17 protein-coding genes are annotated in these 14,395 nt (G+C 63.4%); 11 read left to right on the top strand and 6 right to left on the bottom strand.

Translation table 11 applies throughout. The features are described from left to right. The first annotated feature begins 137 nt into the window (after positions 1-137). From rplS to AC4CS3_RS00035, 11 genes are all read left to right on the top strand, one after another. Positions 138-497: a 50S ribosomal protein L19 gene (gene rplS, locus AC4CS3_RS00085; RefSeq protein WP_234752061.1), complete on the top strand. Its 360-nt coding sequence runs from the start codon at positions 138-140 to the stop codon at positions 495-497. A 78-nt stretch (positions 498-575) separates the two neighbouring features. Then, the gene (gene lepB, locus AC4CS3_RS00080; RefSeq protein ID WP_490781699.1) at positions 576-1,253 is read left to right on the top strand and encodes a signal peptidase I; all 678 of its coding nucleotides are present in this window, start codon (positions 576-578) and stop codon (positions 1,251-1,253) included. After that, positions 1,254-2,201 carry a signal peptidase I gene (gene lepB / locus AC4CS3_RS00075; RefSeq protein ID WP_490781698.1) on the top strand — a complete coding sequence of 316 codons (948 nt, stop codon included), beginning with the start codon at positions 1,254-1,256 and terminating at the stop codon, positions 2,199-2,201. Then, positions 2,201-2,938, top strand: a complete 738-nt coding sequence (gene rnhB / locus AC4CS3_RS00070) for a ribonuclease HII (protein WP_490782089.1) — start codon at positions 2,201-2,203, stop codon at positions 2,936-2,938. The genes lepB (AC4CS3_RS00075) and rnhB overlap by 1 nt, the downstream gene beginning before the upstream one ends. 78 nt (positions 2,939-3,016) lie before the next feature. Then, positions 3,017-3,361, top strand: a complete 345-nt coding sequence (locus AC4CS3_RS00065) for a DUF2469 domain-containing protein (RefSeq protein ID WP_028267525.1) — start codon at positions 3,017-3,019, stop codon at positions 3,359-3,361. Between the two features lie 130 nt (positions 3,362-3,491). After that, on the top strand, positions 3,492-3,848 hold the full coding sequence (locus tag AC4CS3_RS00060) for a YraN family protein (protein ID WP_490781697.1): 357 nt from the start codon (positions 3,492-3,494) through the stop codon (positions 3,846-3,848). After that, positions 3,849-5,390 (top strand): YifB family Mg chelatase-like AAA ATPase, encoded by a 1,542-nt coding sequence (locus tag AC4CS3_RS00055; protein WP_490781696.1) that lies wholly within the window; start codon positions 3,849-3,851, stop codon positions 5,388-5,390. It abuts the gene before it with no gap. An 11-nt stretch (positions 5,391-5,401) separates the two neighbouring features. Continuing rightward, on the top strand, positions 5,402-6,628 hold the full coding sequence (gene dprA / locus AC4CS3_RS00050; protein WP_490781695.1) for a DNA-processing protein DprA: 1,227 nt from the start codon (positions 5,402-5,404) through the stop codon (positions 6,626-6,628). Between the two features lie 151 nt (positions 6,629-6,779). Then, positions 6,780-6,974, top strand: coding sequence for a hypothetical protein (locus tag AC4CS3_RS00045; protein WP_490781694.1), 195 nt, complete (start codon positions 6,780-6,782; stop codon positions 6,972-6,974). 57 nt (positions 6,975-7,031) lie between these two features. Next, positions 7,032-7,958: a tyrosine recombinase XerC gene (locus AC4CS3_RS00040; protein ID WP_490781693.1), complete on the top strand. Its 927-nt coding sequence runs from the start codon at positions 7,032-7,034 to the stop codon at positions 7,956-7,958. 259 nt (positions 7,959-8,217) lie between these two features. Continuing rightward, complete coding sequence (locus tag AC4CS3_RS00035; RefSeq protein ID WP_078108617.1) at positions 8,218-8,721, top strand: DUF3145 domain-containing protein; 504 nt, start codon at positions 8,218-8,220, stop codon at positions 8,719-8,721. A 102-nt stretch (positions 8,722-8,823) separates the two neighbouring features. On the opposite strand, the gene fabF is transcribed toward AC4CS3_RS00035, so the two are convergent. From fabF to AC4CS3_RS00005, 6 genes are all read right to left on the bottom strand, one after another. Continuing rightward, the gene (fabF, locus tag AC4CS3_RS00030; RefSeq protein ID WP_490781692.1) at positions 8,824-10,059 is read right to left on the bottom strand and encodes a beta-ketoacyl-ACP synthase II; all 1,236 of its coding nucleotides are present in this window, start codon (positions 10,057-10,059) and stop codon (positions 8,824-8,826) included. 140 nt (positions 10,060-10,199) lie between these two features. Beyond that, entirely contained in the window at positions 10,200-10,445 is a 246-nt protein-coding gene (locus tag AC4CS3_RS00025; protein ID WP_345449978.1) for an acyl carrier protein, read from the bottom strand. 110 nt (positions 10,446-10,555) lie between these two features. Further along, positions 10,556-11,617 (bottom strand): beta-ketoacyl-ACP synthase III, encoded by a 1,062-nt coding sequence (locus AC4CS3_RS00020; protein WP_490781691.1) that lies wholly within the window; start codon positions 11,615-11,617, stop codon positions 10,556-10,558. Continuing rightward, the gene (locus tag AC4CS3_RS00015) at positions 11,614-12,543 is read right to left on the bottom strand and encodes an ACP S-malonyltransferase (RefSeq protein ID WP_490781690.1); all 930 of its coding nucleotides are present in this window, start codon (positions 12,541-12,543) and stop codon (positions 11,614-11,616) included. The genes AC4CS3_RS00020 and AC4CS3_RS00015 overlap by 4 nt, the downstream gene beginning before the upstream one ends. Before the next feature lie 88 nt (positions 12,544-12,631). Beyond that, entirely contained in the window at positions 12,632-13,876 is a 1,245-nt protein-coding gene (locus AC4CS3_RS00010; RefSeq protein ID WP_441411829.1) for a PucR family transcriptional regulator, read from the bottom strand. A 205-nt stretch (positions 13,877-14,081) separates the two neighbouring features. Next, positions 14,082-14,395: transketolase-like TK C-terminal-containing protein (locus AC4CS3_RS00005; protein ID WP_490781689.1), on the bottom strand; the 314-nt coding region annotated here is incomplete at its 5' end.

Here is a 14,395-nt window from a genome sequence, read left to right as displayed (position 1 = left end):
TGACAACCCGGAACCGCCAATCAGTGGCGGTACCGGACTTGAAAATCTTCGGCGGTAATTTCCGGACGGCCTTGCGCCCCGGCTTGCCCGCCGTGACCCAAAGTGGATGACCTGTGGCGTTCACCAGGAGTGGATTAATGCATATCCTCGATAACGTAGATGCAGCTTCGCTGCGTAACGATGTTCCCGAGTTCCGCGCGGGTGACACCATCAAGGTTCACGTGAACATCATCGAAGGCAAGAACTCCCGTGTCCAGGTTTTCCAAGGCTTCGTCCTGGGCCGCCAGGGTGACGGCGTTCGCGAAACCTTCACGGTCCGCAAGGTCTCCTTCGGTGTCGGCGTAGAGCGTACCTTCCCGGTGCACTCCCCGATCATCGACAAGATCGAGGTCGTCACCAAGGGTGACGTCCGCCGCGCCAAGCTCTACTACATGCGCGCACTGCGCGGCAAGGCTGCGAAGATCAAGGAAAAGCGCGACTTCGCCACCGGCAAGTAGGTCTTTCGACCAACAGCGGGTCCTGGATTCGTGTCCGGCCTGCGCCGGAGAAATCCGCAACGCAACAGGAAACGAATCATGGACCACGCAAAACGCCAGCCCCGGAAACAGGGCTGGCGTTTTGTTTTGCTCGCACTTGTCCTGGCCGTTGCTATCAGTGGGCTTGTCCGGTCGTTGTGGCTCGACGTCTACTTCATACCCTCTGAGTCCATGGAGCCGATCCTGGGTACTGGAGACCGCATCCTTGTGTCCCGGACTGATTTCGCCGCAGGCCCTATTCGCCGTGGAGACATCGTGGTCTTCGACGGCAGGGGAACCTTTGCTCCGCTGAACAGCGGCAAAGGACCGCTTGCCGACGCGGTGGCCGCCACTGGCCACTGGCTGGGCCTGACGGGAAGTGACACGACATACGTAAAGCGCGTCATCGGGCTTCCCGGCGACCACGTCGTTTGTTGTGGCACCGATGGCAAACTCACAGTCAACGGTCAGCCGCTTGAGGAACCCTATCTGTATCCCGGCGACACGCCGAGCGAGCAGAGGTTCGACGTCGTCGTTCCGAGTGACCGATTGTGGCTCATGGGGGACCACCGTTCACGATCGGCCGATTCGCGCAGCCTTCTGGGTGCACCCGGCGGAGGAATGGTGCCGCTGGAGCGTGTCATCGGGCGTCCGGTCCGGATTATCTGGCCGCTTGATAGATTTGCAGAACTGCCTCGCCCTGCGCAGGCCGGTACAACCTCGAAGAACGGACAATAGATGCCCGAGACAACTCCCGGGAAGCCGGAACGGCACGACGGCGACGCCCGGCCCTTGGACGGACCGTCCGCTCCCGCCATGGATCTTACAGCGGACGACGTCGATCCGGCACCGGGGAGCGCGACGGCTCCGACGGCGGTCCAGCCTGAGGAGCAGGAGTCTCCGCGCCGCGCTGCACGGCGGGATCCGCGGCTGGAATCGGGCGAAAGCGATCGGTCCGAAACTGCCGGCAAAACCCACGGCAGTCCGTTCCTCGGCTGGCTGAGGGAGATCGGCACCGTGGTGGTCATCGCGATCGTCTTGTCCTTCCTGATCAAAACCTTCCTGTTCCGTGCCTTCTTCATTCCCTCGGAGTCAATGGTCAACACCCTTGACGTTGACGACCGGATCTTCGTGAACCTGCTGGTCCCGCAACCTTTCGCACTGGAGCGCGGCGACATCGTGGTCTTCAAGGACGCTCAAGGATGGCTTCCGCCCACGCAGAAGGCGACGCCCGGGCCCTTCAAATGGTTCCAGGACGGTCTCGTCTTCGTCGGACTGCTTCCGGACGAGACCAATCAGCACCTCGTCAAGCGCGTGATCGGCCTGCCGGGGGACAGGGTCTCCTGCTGCGACAGTTCAGCGCGGGTCAGCGTCAATGGCACCGTCCTCAACGAGAGCTACATCAATCCTGCCCAGGTTCCCATGGCCAAGTCTTTCGATGTGGTGGTCCCTGCGGGCAAAATTTGGGTTATGGGCGACAACCGCAATAACTCGGCGGACTCCCGCGAACACCAATCAGTCAATGGTGGTTTCATCGACATCTCCGACGTCGAAGGCAAAGCCACGGTTATCGCCTGGCCCATCAACCGTTGGCAGATCCTTGACAACCACTCCGAGGTCTTCCGCAACGTTCCCGCGCCGTCGCCCCAGAACACGGCTACACCAACGGCTCCAGCAGGCAAATGATGGTTCCAGCGGGGACACGAGCGGCAGCTCCGGTTCGAGCGCAGCGGAAACCCGCTGCGCGGACCAAGCACGCTCCGGATTTTCCGACCCTGGACGTCGAACGGGGGTTCCTGTCTCCGGGGGTCACGCTTCTGGCCGGTGTCGACGAAGTAGGCCGCGGAGCCCTCGCCGGGCCGGTGTCGGTGGGGATCGCCGTCGTCGATCTCCGTGACCACGGCCTGCTCGCCGATGTCCGCGACAGCAAGCTTCTCAAGCCCGAGGACCGCGAGCGGTTGGAACCGCTGGTACGCGAATGGGCGGTTGGCTCCGCAGTGGGCCACGCAAGTTCAGCGGAGATCGATGCGCTGGGCATTGTGGGCGCCTTGCGCCTTGCCGGAACACGCGCCTGGTTCGAGATTCTCGCCTCGGGCGTGCATCCGGACCTCGTCCTGCTGGACGGGAGCCACAACTGGCTCTCGCCCCAGACCCAGGGTTCCTTGTTCGACGTCGAGATGGCTGGTCCTGCTTGTGAGGCCCCGGTGCACACCCGGGTGAAAGCGGACATGAGCTGCCTCAGCGTGGCGGCGGCAAGTGTACTGGCCAAGGTGGCCAGGGACCGCATCATGATTGAGCTGCACGAGGAATATCCAGCTTTCGGCTGGAACGAGAACAAGGGATACGCCACGTCTTTCCACCGCGATGCCATCAGATCGTTGGGTCCCACGCCGTACCACCGGACCAGCTGGAACCTGGTCTAGCCTCCGCTTTTCCTGGTCCTGGCTGCCGTCCGCCCAACCGTGGCGGCGTGTGCGCCCTCTATGGTGCAAGATGGATCTATGAGTGCCGAGGATCTTGAGAACTACGAAACCGACATGGAGCTCCAGCTCTACCGCGAATACCGCGACGTCGTTGGTTTGTTCAGCTACGTTGTCGAGACCGAACGCCGGTTCTATCTTGCAAACCACGTTGACCTGCAGGCACGCAGTGCCGATGGCGAGGTCTATTTCGACCTCACCCTCCAGGACGCCTGGGTTTGGGACGTCTACCGTTCGGCGCGTTTCGTGAAGAATGTCCGGGTTATTACGTTCAAGGACGTCAACGTCGAAGAACTGCCTCGCAACGAGGAACTTTCCCTGCCCAAGGACGGCGACCTAGGCGATCTGGGCAACCTGGGCAACTAGGAAAGCCCGCCACTAGGAAAAGTCCGCCAACTTCTCCTCCACACCGTCTGACTGACGGAGTTTCCCACATAGCCAAACTGCCCCCTGTCTTCGGATTCTCCGCTCCTCCAGGCTGGAAGCGGAGGTGGTCATGAAAGCCAAAGACTTGCTGGGCCGGCACGGTGAAACGTTGGCCGTAGCCTTCCTTGAAACGCAGGGAATGCGGATTGTGGACCGCAATTGGAGATGTTCCGAGGGCGAGATCGACATCGTGGCGCTCGACGGCGACACCTTGGTGATTGCCGAGGTCAAGACCCGGAAGAACCTGGCCTACGGGCACCCATTCGAAGCGGTCGGCGCCGCCAAACTCGCCCGGCTCCATCGTCTGGCCCTTTCCTGGTGCCGTGATCACGAGCATCGCGCCGTGCGCCGCCGGGTGGATGTCGTGGGAATCGTCGACGACGGCGTGGGCGAGCCACAGCTCGAACACCTCAGGGGTGTGGGCTAGGTGGGCGTGGGCCGTAGCTACTCTGTTGCGCTGCTGGGCTTGAATGGCTACATCGTGGAGGTCGAAGCAGATATCGGCCAAACGCTCCCCAATTTCGTGATCCTGGGGCTTCCGGATGCTTCCCTGAACGAAGCGAAGGAGCGCATTCGTTCCGCGGCGCAGAATTCCGGCATTCCGTTGAGTCGTCGAAAGATCACTGCAAACCTGATTCCGGCCTCGCTGCCGAAGCGTGGCTCGGGTTTCGACCTCGCGATCACCATGGCAGTGTTGCGCGCTGCTGGTGATATCCGTTCCACCGAAGGCACGGTCTTCATCTCCGAGTTGGGACTGGATGGCCGGTTGAGGCCGGTTCGCGGCATCTTGCCGGCGGTCATGGCGGCTGTTCAGGCAGGCCACCCCGAGATTGTTGTGGCCCAGGCCAACGTCGCCGAGGCAGAGTTGGTTCCCGGGGCGGTGGTTCGTGGCTACAAGACCCTGGCCCGACTTGCGTTTGATCTCGGGGCCGATCCGCAGGACCTGGCCCTGGATTATGACCCGGCCGACGGTGACGTTGCGGGGGATCAGGACGTCGGAGCCGCGGTTGTTCCGGATCTTTGTGATGTCTCGGGGCAGGGCGATGCCCGCCGTGCTTTGGAGGTTGCCGCGGCCGGGGCACATCATGTGCTGCTTTGCGGTCCTCCCGGTGCGGGCAAGACGATGCTTGCCGAGCGGCTCCCGGGACTCTTGCCGGATTTAGGGGACCGGGAAGCCATGGAAGTCACGGCGATCCATTCGCTTTCGGCCGTCCATGTCGACTCGGTACAACTCTTGCGCCGCCCGCCCTTTGAGAATCCCCATCACAGTGCGACCGCCGCAGCAATCATCGGCGGTGGTTCCGGCCTGCCGCGGCCCGGGGCGGCCTCACGGGCGCACCGTGGCGTCTTGTTCCTGGACGAGGCACCCGAGTACGAACGCCGGGTCCTGGACGCCCTGCGGCAACCTCTGGAGAGTGGAGAACTGGTCATTCACCGCTCCGCCGGCACCGCTGCATATCCGGCCCGTTTCCAGCTGGTCCTCGCGGCGAATCCTTGCCCTTGCGGGAAGGCCACGGGGAAGGGAGTCGACTGCACCTGCACTCCGGTGATGCGGCGCCGCTACTTCGGGCGCATGTCTGGGCCCTTGCTGGACAGAGTGGACATCCAGCTCCAGGTGGAACGTGTATCCCTCGCGGACTTTGGGCAATCCGGCGCGGAGGAGGACACAGCCACGGTCGCCAGGAGGGTCCATGCCGCCCGGTCACGGCAACGTGAACGCCTGGGGAGTTTCGGCATGGAAACCAACTCGCAGGTTCCCGGGCGTGTACTGCGCGGCGAACTGCGTCTCCCTTCCGCGACCACGAAGATTCTTGACGCTTCCCTGGAGCGTGGAATCCTCACCGCAAGGGGCTACGACCGCGTCCTGCGTCTCGCGTGGACCCTCGCGGACCTGGGCCACAGGGACCAACCCCACAGCGACGACATCGGGCAGGCCCTCGGCTTGCGGCAGGCGGTTGCGGCCGCATGAAAGGACACGCCATGACTGAACACGGCCAGCAGCTCACCCCGGACGCTCCGGACCGGAAAAGGGAGCGACTTGCCCGGGCAGCGCTATCACGGCTGATGGAACCGCAAGATGCGGCCGGGCTCGCGCTGGTCCAGGTTTCCGGGGCCGTTGACGGCCTCAGAATAGCGACCGGCGAACTCGCTCCCGGACCCGGGCTTGAGCAGGAAGTGGGTTCCTTGTTGCTTGACAGCGGGGTTTCTTCTGCAGGGGGCGGATTGGCCGCTGCGTTGCGCCGGTGGGCGCCCCGGATCCCGGACCTTGCCCCGGAACGGGACCTTGCCACGATGCAACGCCTGGGTGGTCGCATGATCATCCCTGGGGACCCGCTGTGGCCTGCACAATTGGCAGATCTGGGCCTTCATGAACCGTTGTGTTTGTGGTGGCGCGGGCACGAATTAGAGTTCCCACCCGTACGGCGGGTCGTCGCCCTTGTCGGCTCACGGGACAGCACAAGCTACGGGTCCTCGGTAACGGGTGATTTCGCCTACGGGCTGGGTCAGCGCGGCTTCACGGTCGTGTCCGGAGGGGCCTACGGGATCGACGCACATGCACACCGAGGGGCCTTGGCCGGGGGGACAAACGACATGCCGACCATCGCAGTGATGGCAGGGGGAGTTGACCGATACTATCCCTCCGGAAATGAGGATCTGCTTCGTGCCGTGGCAAACCAAGGGGCGGTCATCGCGGAGGTTCCTCCGGGCTCGGCGCCCACTCGTTACCGGTTCCTCCAGCGGAACAGGATTATCGCCGCCTTGGCAGCCGTGACGGTGGTGGTGGAAGCGCGATGGCGTTCCGGTGCCCTGAATACAGCCCATCATGCTGAGTCCATCGGCAGGTCGGTCGCCGCGGTCCCGGGGTCCATCCACAGCGCGAACTCTGCGGGCTGCCATCGACTCCTCCGCGATGGCGGAGCTGTCTGTGTCACGGATGTCGGAGAGATCGCTGAACTGGCGGGGTCGAGCGGTGAGGGGCTCGTCGGGGACAAGGAAACGGCTGCCTCGGACCACGATGGGCTCACCCTCGAGGACCTGATTCTGCTCGACGCGCTGCCCATCCGCTCGACGAGCTCGGTGGAGAAGCTCGCGGTCGTGGCAGGACTCAGCCCCGAGTCCGTCAGGGCAGGTCTTGGACGCCTTGGCCTGTTTGGCTTGGCGGTATCAGTGAGCGGCGCGTGGAAAAGGTCGGGGAAGCATGGTTGAGTTTGGGACTGGATGGCAGGCTGAGCCTGGTTCGGGGTCTCAAATTCGCAACCTAATTGACGGTCGACTATCAGTTAACTGGAAGTTGGCGTAGCGTCACTTGGGGCGATATGGGGGACCGTCCTTCCGTCGTTTCAGCAAAGGAGCCGAAGTGACTATGAAGTCAAGGACGCAGCCCGCGAGGTTCGTGATTGGACAGCAAATCGGTCTCTTTCTGATCGTGGGAGCCGTCCTGTTCGTCCAGGGCGGCCCTGGCCCGGTATGGCTTTGGGTTCTTTTCGCGGTCTGGCAGGGGTTGCTCCTGTGGCAGTACTACAGGATTTACAGGTCCATCGCCCATAGGTGAAGATGGCCGAACGTGGCGATGTCAACCATAGGGCCCCGCGGCTGGCACAGTGGAAGGGTGCAAGAGAAACCGCTCCCCGAAGCACTCGCCGGGTCCGTTCAGGACTTCCGGCGTTACCTCGAGGGCGAACGTGCCAGGTCCGCCCACACTGTGCGGGCATACATCGCAGACGTCGAGAGCCTGCTGCGCTTTGCTGTGGCGGAGGGCGTAGAGCAGCTCCCAGATCTGGAACTCGGCACCCTCCGGCGTTGGCTGGGGGCACAAAGCGAATCCGGCAAGTCCAGGGCAACACTCGCCCGGCATGCCGCGACGGCCCGCGCATTCACCTCCTGGGCCCTGCAGGAAGAACTCATCGCCTCAGACCCTGCCATCCGCCTCCAAGCCCCCAAACGGGACCACGCGCTCCCTGGAGTCCTTCACCAACAGCAGGTCTCCAGGATCTTCGAAAACCTGTCAGAGGCAGCTTCAGATGGCTCTCCGATGCCGTTGAGAAACCGCGCGGTCGTCGAATTGCTCTACGCCACGGGGATCCGTGTCGGCGAGCTCGCCGGCCTGGACATCGGTGATCTCGATTCGGATCGCCGAACTCTTCGCGTGCTCGGCAAGGGCAACAAGGAACGGACGGTGCCCTACGGGGTCCCGGCTGCGCTCGCCGTCGACGACTGGCTCCGCCGCGGCCGTCCACGGCTCGCAAGCGAGCGTAGCGGACCGGCGCTCTTTCTCAGTTCAAGGGGCAACCGCATCGATCAGCGCCAGGCCCGCAGCGTGGTGAACGACCTGCTGGCAGCCCTGGGGGATACCGCGGCAACCGGCCCCCACGCCCTGCGCCACACTGCCGCAACCCATTTGCTCGACGGCGGCGCGGACCTGCGCGCCGTGCAGGAAATTCTGGGACACAGCAGCCTCGCAACAACCCAGATTTACACCCATGTATCGGTGGACCGGCTTCGCAAGAGCTATCAACAAGCCCACCCCCGTGCTTAAGGACCCGAAACCGTGCGACACTTCGAGGAGTCCCAAGGGAGGAAATCCGCCCGTCCATGAATCGCACTGGCGTAATTCCGGTCCGTACGGCAAAATGAAAGCACTGTGGGGGAACTTTCAACCTAAACTTGAATGTTCTTCCGCTGCGGAAAAAATCATAGATAGGTAGGGAAACCGGAAGGGCGCGGCACCCGCGCAACAAATTTCCATCCAGGCAGAGGTCGTTGGGGAAGACGTACCTACAGCTATGGAGGATGGAATGTCTGTTGCAATAACCCGCGGTGTCTTGTTTGTGCATTCGGCCCCTACCGCGTTGTGCCCTCACGTTGAGTGGGCCATCGGATCGGTCGTTGACAAGCGGACCGATCTTGAGTGGACCCCTCAACCTGCCGCTCCCGGAATGTTCCGCGCCGAGCTCTCTTGGGCAGGAGTCCCTGGAACGGGTGCCCAATTGGCTTCGGCGCTGCGTGGGTGGGCACACCTTCGCTACGAAGTCACGGAGGAGCCGAGCCAAGGCGTGGACGGCGCGCGTTGGTCGCACACACCGGAGCTGGGTATTTTCCATGCCGTCACCGATGTCCACGGCAACATCATGGTGACTGAAGACCGCATCCGCTATGCCTACGAGTCGGGGGCGGGAGATCCTGCCGCCGTCTACCATGAGCTTTCCTTGGCGCTCGGCGAGGCCTGGGACGAAGAGCTCGAGCCCTTCCGGCATGCCGCTGAAGGCGCCCCTGTGCGCTGGCTGCACCAAGTCGGTTAGGGAACAAAGTACCGAGACAGTTTTCCATAGCAAAGAGGAGGGCCCCACCGCGGTGGGGCCCTCCTCTTGTGCCTGGCTTGTGCCTCGAAACTGCGGCGACTGTCAGACGTTGCGGATGGCGATGACGGCGTTGTGGCCGCCGAAACCGAAGGAGTTGCTCAAGGCGACGATGTCACCGGCGGGCAAAGTGCGTGCCGAAGTGACGACGTCGAGCGGGATCTCCGGATCCTGGTTCTCAAGGTTGATGGTCAACGGAGCCTGGCGTTCGTAGACGGCAAGAACCGTGAGCACTGCTTCTACGGCACCTGAAGCGCCCAACAGGTGCCCCATCTGCGACTTGGTGGCAGAGACCGCCACATTGTCGACGTGGGCGCCAAGGGCGGCACGGAGGGCAGTGTACTCAGGCTTGTCACCCACGGGCGTCGAGGTGGCGTGGGCGTTGACGTGGACGACGTCCTCAGCCTGGATGCGGCCGTCGAACATGGCAGCCTTCAAAGCGCGGATAGCGCCCAGGCCTTCCGGGTCCGGTGCCGTGATGTGGTAGGCGTCAGCTGTGACCGAAGTACCGGCGAGCTCAGCGTAGATGCGCGCACCGCGGGCGATCGCGTGCTCTTCGGCTTCCAGGACCAGGGCGCCGGCGCCTTCACCCATGACGAAGCCGTCGCGGTCGCGGTCATACGGCCGCGAAGCGTGCTCGGGATCGTCATTGCGGCGGGAGAGGGCCTGCATCGAGGAAAACGCGGCGAGGGGCATCGGGTGGATGGCGGCTTCGGCACCACCGCACACGACGACGTCGGCCTTGCCCGAGCGGATGAGATCCAGGCCGAGGTGCATCGCTTCGGTGCCGGAAGCGCAAGCAGAAACCGGGGTGTGCGCACCGGCGCGGGCGCCGAGGTCAAGGCTGACCGCAGCAGCGACGCCGTTCGGCATGAGCATCGGGACCGTCATGGGCAGAACCCGGCGGGGGCCCTTTTCCCTCAGCGTGTCCCAAGCGTCCAGGAGCGTCCAGACGCCGCCGATGCCGGTGGCGAAAGCCACGGCAAGGCGGTCGTGGTCGATTTCGGTGATACCGGAGTCTGCCCAGGCCTCGCGGGCAGCAATGACACCGAACTGCGTGGACGGGTCCATGCGCTTGGCTTCAACGCGGCTCAGAACCTCGAGGGCCGGCGTCGAGCACCGGGCGGCAAAGTGGACCGGAAGGTCATACTTGGCAACCCACTCGTCCTCGAGTGTGTGGGCACCGGAGACCCCTTTGAGCGCGTTCTTCCACATCGTGGGGACGTCGCCGCCGATGGGCGTTGTGGCGCCCAGACCGGTTATGACTACTTTGCGTGCCATGCGATCACTCTCTGTCGGATCAGCCAACCCACGTGCTGTTCTCACTGGGGAGGCAGGAAAAAACTTTGGGAGATAAAGCAGCTGTGCCGGGCTTCGGATGCAACAGGGCGCACCCGAAGTCCGGCACAGTTGAGGCCAGGCTAGACCTGTGCGTTCGAGATGAAGTTGACGGCGTCGCCGACAGTCTTGAGGTTCTTGACCTCTTCGTCCGGGATGCGGACGCCGAACTTCTCTTCAGCGTTGACGACGATGGTCATCATGGAGATGGAGTCGATGTCCAGGTCCTCGGTGAAGGACTTGTCCAGCTCCACGGCTTCAGTGGCGAGGCCGGTCTCTTCGTTCACGATTTCAGCCAGGCCGGCCAGGATTTCTTCGTTGCTAGCCATTGTTGGCTCCTTTTCTTGTTGTGCCGGCTATTGCCGGAAATGGGGGCAAACCGCGGTTACGGCTTGGGTTTCAAAGCACTATTCAATTGAAAGGTAGGCGCGGTCCGAAACTACGGAAGAACGATTACCTGGGCACCAAACACAAGACCGGCACCGAAGCCGATCTGCAGGGCAAGGCCACCGCTGAGCGCAGGGTTCTCCTTGAGGAGTCGGTGCGTGGCCAGTGGAATGGAGGCGGCAGAAGTGTTTCCCGCATCAGCGATGTCCCGTGCAACCACCACGGTTTCGGGAAGTTTGAGCTTCTTGACCATTTCATCGATGATCCGCATGTTCGCCTGGTGGGGGACAAACGCTGCCAGATCCGAGGCTTCAATTCCTGCGGCGTCGAGGGCTTGCTGCGCAACCTTCGCCATTTCCCAGACGGCCCAACGGAAGACCGTCTGGCCGTCCTGGCGGAGGGTCGGCCAAACATCCTGCGCTGCGGAAATAATGGCCTGATCGTCGGATTCATCCGAATGGCGGGCAGTCTCGCCAAGGTTGCGGACCTCGTCGAGGGAATGCGTCATGCCGATCGCGTTCCACTTGCTGCCATCGGATCCCCAGACGGACGGGGCAATGCCGGGCGTGTCGGACGGGCCGATGACCACGGCACCGGCACCGTCGCCGAGGAGGAAGGAAATAGTTCGCTCATGGTTGTCGATGACGTCCGAGAGCTTCTCGGCGCCGACCACCAGGACGTATTCAGCCGCGCCCGATCGGACCAAGGCATCGCCCTGGGCAATGCCGTAGCAGTAGCCTGCACATGCCGCGGAGATGTCGAAGGCAGGTGCCGGGGTGGCGCCCAAACGGTCGGTAAGGGCAGCAGCCGCGGACGGCGTGGCATACGGGTGCGTGACGGTGGAGACGATGACGGCGCCCAGCTGGGAAGCCTCAATGCCGGCCTGCTTGAGCGCCTCGCGGGCAGCTCCCTCGGCCATGTCGATGACGCTGACATTGGCTGCGGCGCGGTGGCGGGTCACGATACCCGTGCGTTGGCGGATCCATTCGTCCGACGAATCGATCCACTGGCAGACGTCGTCGTTGGTGACGATGATGTCCGGGCGGTATGCCCCCAAGCCGACAATGCGTGAATATTCCCTCGTCGGTGCTTGCTTGAGTACGGGGGTGCTCATGCGTCTCCCTCCAATTCCGCGAAGAGTGCAAGTGCGGCGGACAAATCATCCGGGGTCCTGACGGCAACGGTCTTCACGCCTGGCATGCCGCGCTTGGCGAGGCCGGCCAGGGTGCCGGCCGGCGCCAGCTCGATGAGTCCGGTGACTCCGCGCTGGACCAGGTTCTCCATGCACAGATCCCAACGTACCGGGCGCGAAACCTGGGCGATCAGGCTTTCGACGGCGGCACTGCCGTCCGTGACCTCCTGGCCGTCGAAGTTCGAGAGCAGGGGAACCGTGGGATCCTGCGGCTTGAGGGACGGCCGCAATGCTTCAAGCGCGCTCACGGCCGGAGCCATGTGTGATGTGTGGAACGCACCGGCAACCTTCAGCGGGATGACCCTGGCTTTGGCCGGAGGGTTGTCAGCAAGTGCCTGGAGCTGTTCGAACGTGCCTGCCGCAACGGTCTGGCCCGCTCCATTGACGTTCGCGGGAGTTGCGCCGGCCGCCTCAATTGCGGACAGCACCTCGGCCGGATCGCCGCCGACGACGGCACTCATGCCGGTGGGGGTGACCGCGGCGGCAGCGGCCATGCTGTTGGCACGCTCGCGCACAAACGTCATGGCTTCGGCCTCGCTCAGGACACCCGCAAGCGCCGAGGCCGTGATCTCCCCGACCGAGTGGCCGGCAAGGACGATCGGGAGGGTACTGAGTTCGACGTCGAACAGTGATTTCGCTGCCACGAGCCCTGCGGCGACGATCAAGGGCTGCGCGACGGCGGTGTCCTTGATGGTTTCTTCATCGGAGGTGGTGCCGTGGGCCTTGAGGTCGATGCCTGCGATTTCGCTCAGGGAGGCCAAATGGCCTTCTACGGAAGGGAGCTCCAGCCAAGGGGCCAAAAATCCAGGGGTCTGGGAGCCCTGTCCAGGGCAGACGATTGCAAGCACGTAACCAGCTTTCCAAATTGCCGCGTGAACTACTGGTGTTTGCGTACACCAAGCTCACTGGGTCAGTTTGTAGGAAGTCTACAACGGTTCAACCCGCGGATCGGGTACCGTGACGCTCCGACGTCGCCTTTGGCTGGGCCGAAAGCCTGCCCACAACCAACGCGGTTTGGAGCACGAAAGCCTCCCGCGGGAGGAGCGGGTCCCACCCTGTGACGTCGCAGACGCGCTTGAGACGATACCGCACGGTGTTTGCGTGGACGAACAACTCGCGGGCAGTTGCTTCGAGGGAATGGCCAAGTTCCAGATAAGTGCCGAGGGTTTCAACAAGGCCGTTGGAAGCGGCCAGCAGCGGCCGGTAAATGTTCTTGATGAGGGAACGGCGGGCGGCGTCGTCACCCGAGACTACGCGTTCCGGGAGGAGGTCGTCCGCGGCTACCGGTCGCGGAGCCGAAGGCCAAGCCTTGGCGGCGGTGAGCCCGGCAAAGGCTGCCTGGGCAGAGCTGCTTGCCTCCAACAGGGAACTGGCCTCGGGTCCGTAGACCACCGCGCCCGGGGCGAAAAGTTCGCTGAGTCTCAGATACGCGGTGTCGCGGTCTTGCACGCCACCCAGAATCAGGATCAGGCGGTCGCCCTGGATTCCAACCAGGGCGTCTTCCGAATAGCGTCCGGCGGTCCGGCGCAACTCGCTCACATAGCTTGCGCTTGGTTCCGACGGCGAGTTTCCCACCATCACCGTGAATCGCTCCTGGGCCTTCCAGCCGAGGGCCGCGATGCGGGAACGAAGGGCATCGGTATTCTCGCCACGGAGGATGGCGTCCACAATCAGGGCTTCGAGCCTCGTGTCCCAGGAACCGCGGGACTCGGCGGCGCGGGCATAGACATCCGCGGCGGCGAATGCCACTTCCCGCGAATAACGCAGGACTGCTTCGCGCAAGGAGGGTTGGTCGGCTTCGGGTGCGATCACAGGGACCTGGTCCTCCACCACCTCGACGACGATCCGGATCAGCTGGAGGGCCTTTTGCAGGCTGATGGAGCGGGTCAGCTCGGTGGGGGCATTCCCGAAGACGTCCGTCAGGATCCAGGACGGCGAGCTCGGCCGTTCGTACCACGTCACGAAGGCCGCGATTCCGTTTTGGGCAACCAGTCCCAACGCTGAGCGTTCGTCGGAGCTCAGCCGGCTGTACCAAGGCAGTGATTTCTCGAGCTTCCGCATGGTGGTGGTGGACAGTTGCCCCACATTGGCGCGGAGCCGCTTGAGAGTCTCCGCCTTTTCCGGTGTTACTGTCCGCGCGGCCGCTTTGCGTTTCGCGGGGGTTTGAATCGGCTCTGCCATTCCTTGAGCATACGGCGCATCATCCACAAGCTCCATTTGTGCGAAGGCTACAACTGCGTTTGGTGCGCGTCACGCGCTTGCTGCGCCAATTGGTGCTGTGGGTCGATCGTTGAAGCCCGGATCTTAAAGCCCGACGGCGGCCCGCACCTTTCGGTGTGGACCGCCGTCGAGATGTTGCTGGCTTCGTTTTGCTTCGCTGGAGGCTTTAGCTTTCGCCGCCTGCCCCGCCGGTGGTGCCGGCGTTGACATCGAGGAGACTGTACTTCTCGATTGCCTGGGCCGCAGCCTGTGCGTCGACTTCGCCTCGGCGGGCGAGTAGTTGCAGGGTCTTCACGACGATGGAGTGGGTGTCGTTTTTGAAGAAGCGGCGTGCGGCTTGGCGGGTGTCGGAGAATCCGAATCCGTCGGCGCCGAGGGAGGCGAATTCGTTGGGGATGAATTGGCGGATCTGGTCCGGGACGGCCTTCATGTAGTCGGTGACGGCGATGACCGGTCCGGTGGCGCCGGCGAGTTGCTGGG

The sequence above is a fragment of the Arthrobacter sp. SE2 genome (assembly GCF_058244265.1).
This window is presented reverse-complemented; position numbering and strand designations above follow the sequence as displayed.

Coding starts and splice junctions, on each gene's coding strand:
- AC4CS3_RS00065 (WP_028267525.1), top strand. CDS start 3,017: ATGAGTGCCGAGGATCTTGAGAACTACGAAACCGACATGGAGCTCCAG.
- rplS (WP_234752061.1), top strand. CDS start 138: ATGCATATCCTCGATAACGTAGATGCAGCTTCGCTGCGTAACGATGTT.
- AC4CS3_RS00060 (WP_490781697.1), top strand. CDS start 3,492: ATGAAAGCCAAAGACTTGCTGGGCCGGCACGGTGAAACGTTGGCCGTA.
- AC4CS3_RS00035 (WP_078108617.1), top strand. CDS start 8,218: ATGTCTGTTGCAATAACCCGCGGTGTCTTGTTTGTGCATTCGGCCCCT.
- fabF (WP_490781692.1), bottom strand. CDS start 10,059: ATGGCACGCAAAGTAGTCATAACCGGTCTGGGCGCCACAACGCCCATC.
- lepB (WP_490781698.1), top strand. CDS start 1,254: ATGCCCGAGACAACTCCCGGGAAGCCGGAACGGCACGACGGCGACGCC.
- dprA (WP_490781695.1), top strand. CDS start 5,402: ATGACTGAACACGGCCAGCAGCTCACCCCGGACGCTCCGGACCGGAAA.
- AC4CS3_RS00010 (WP_441411829.1), bottom strand. CDS start 13,876: ATGGCAGAGCCGATTCAAACCCCCGCGAAACGCAAAGCGGCCGCGCGG.
- AC4CS3_RS00025 (WP_345449978.1), bottom strand. CDS start 10,445: ATGGCTAGCAACGAAGAAATCCTGGCCGGCCTGGCTGAAATCGTGAAC.
- lepB (WP_490781699.1), top strand. CDS start 576: ATGGACCACGCAAAACGCCAGCCCCGGAAACAGGGCTGGCGTTTTGTT.
- rnhB (WP_490782089.1), top strand. CDS start 2,201: ATGGTTCCAGCGGGGACACGAGCGGCAGCTCCGGTTCGAGCGCAGCGG.
- AC4CS3_RS00020 (WP_490781691.1), bottom strand. CDS start 11,617: ATGAGCACCCCCGTACTCAAGCAAGCACCGACGAGGGAATATTCACGC.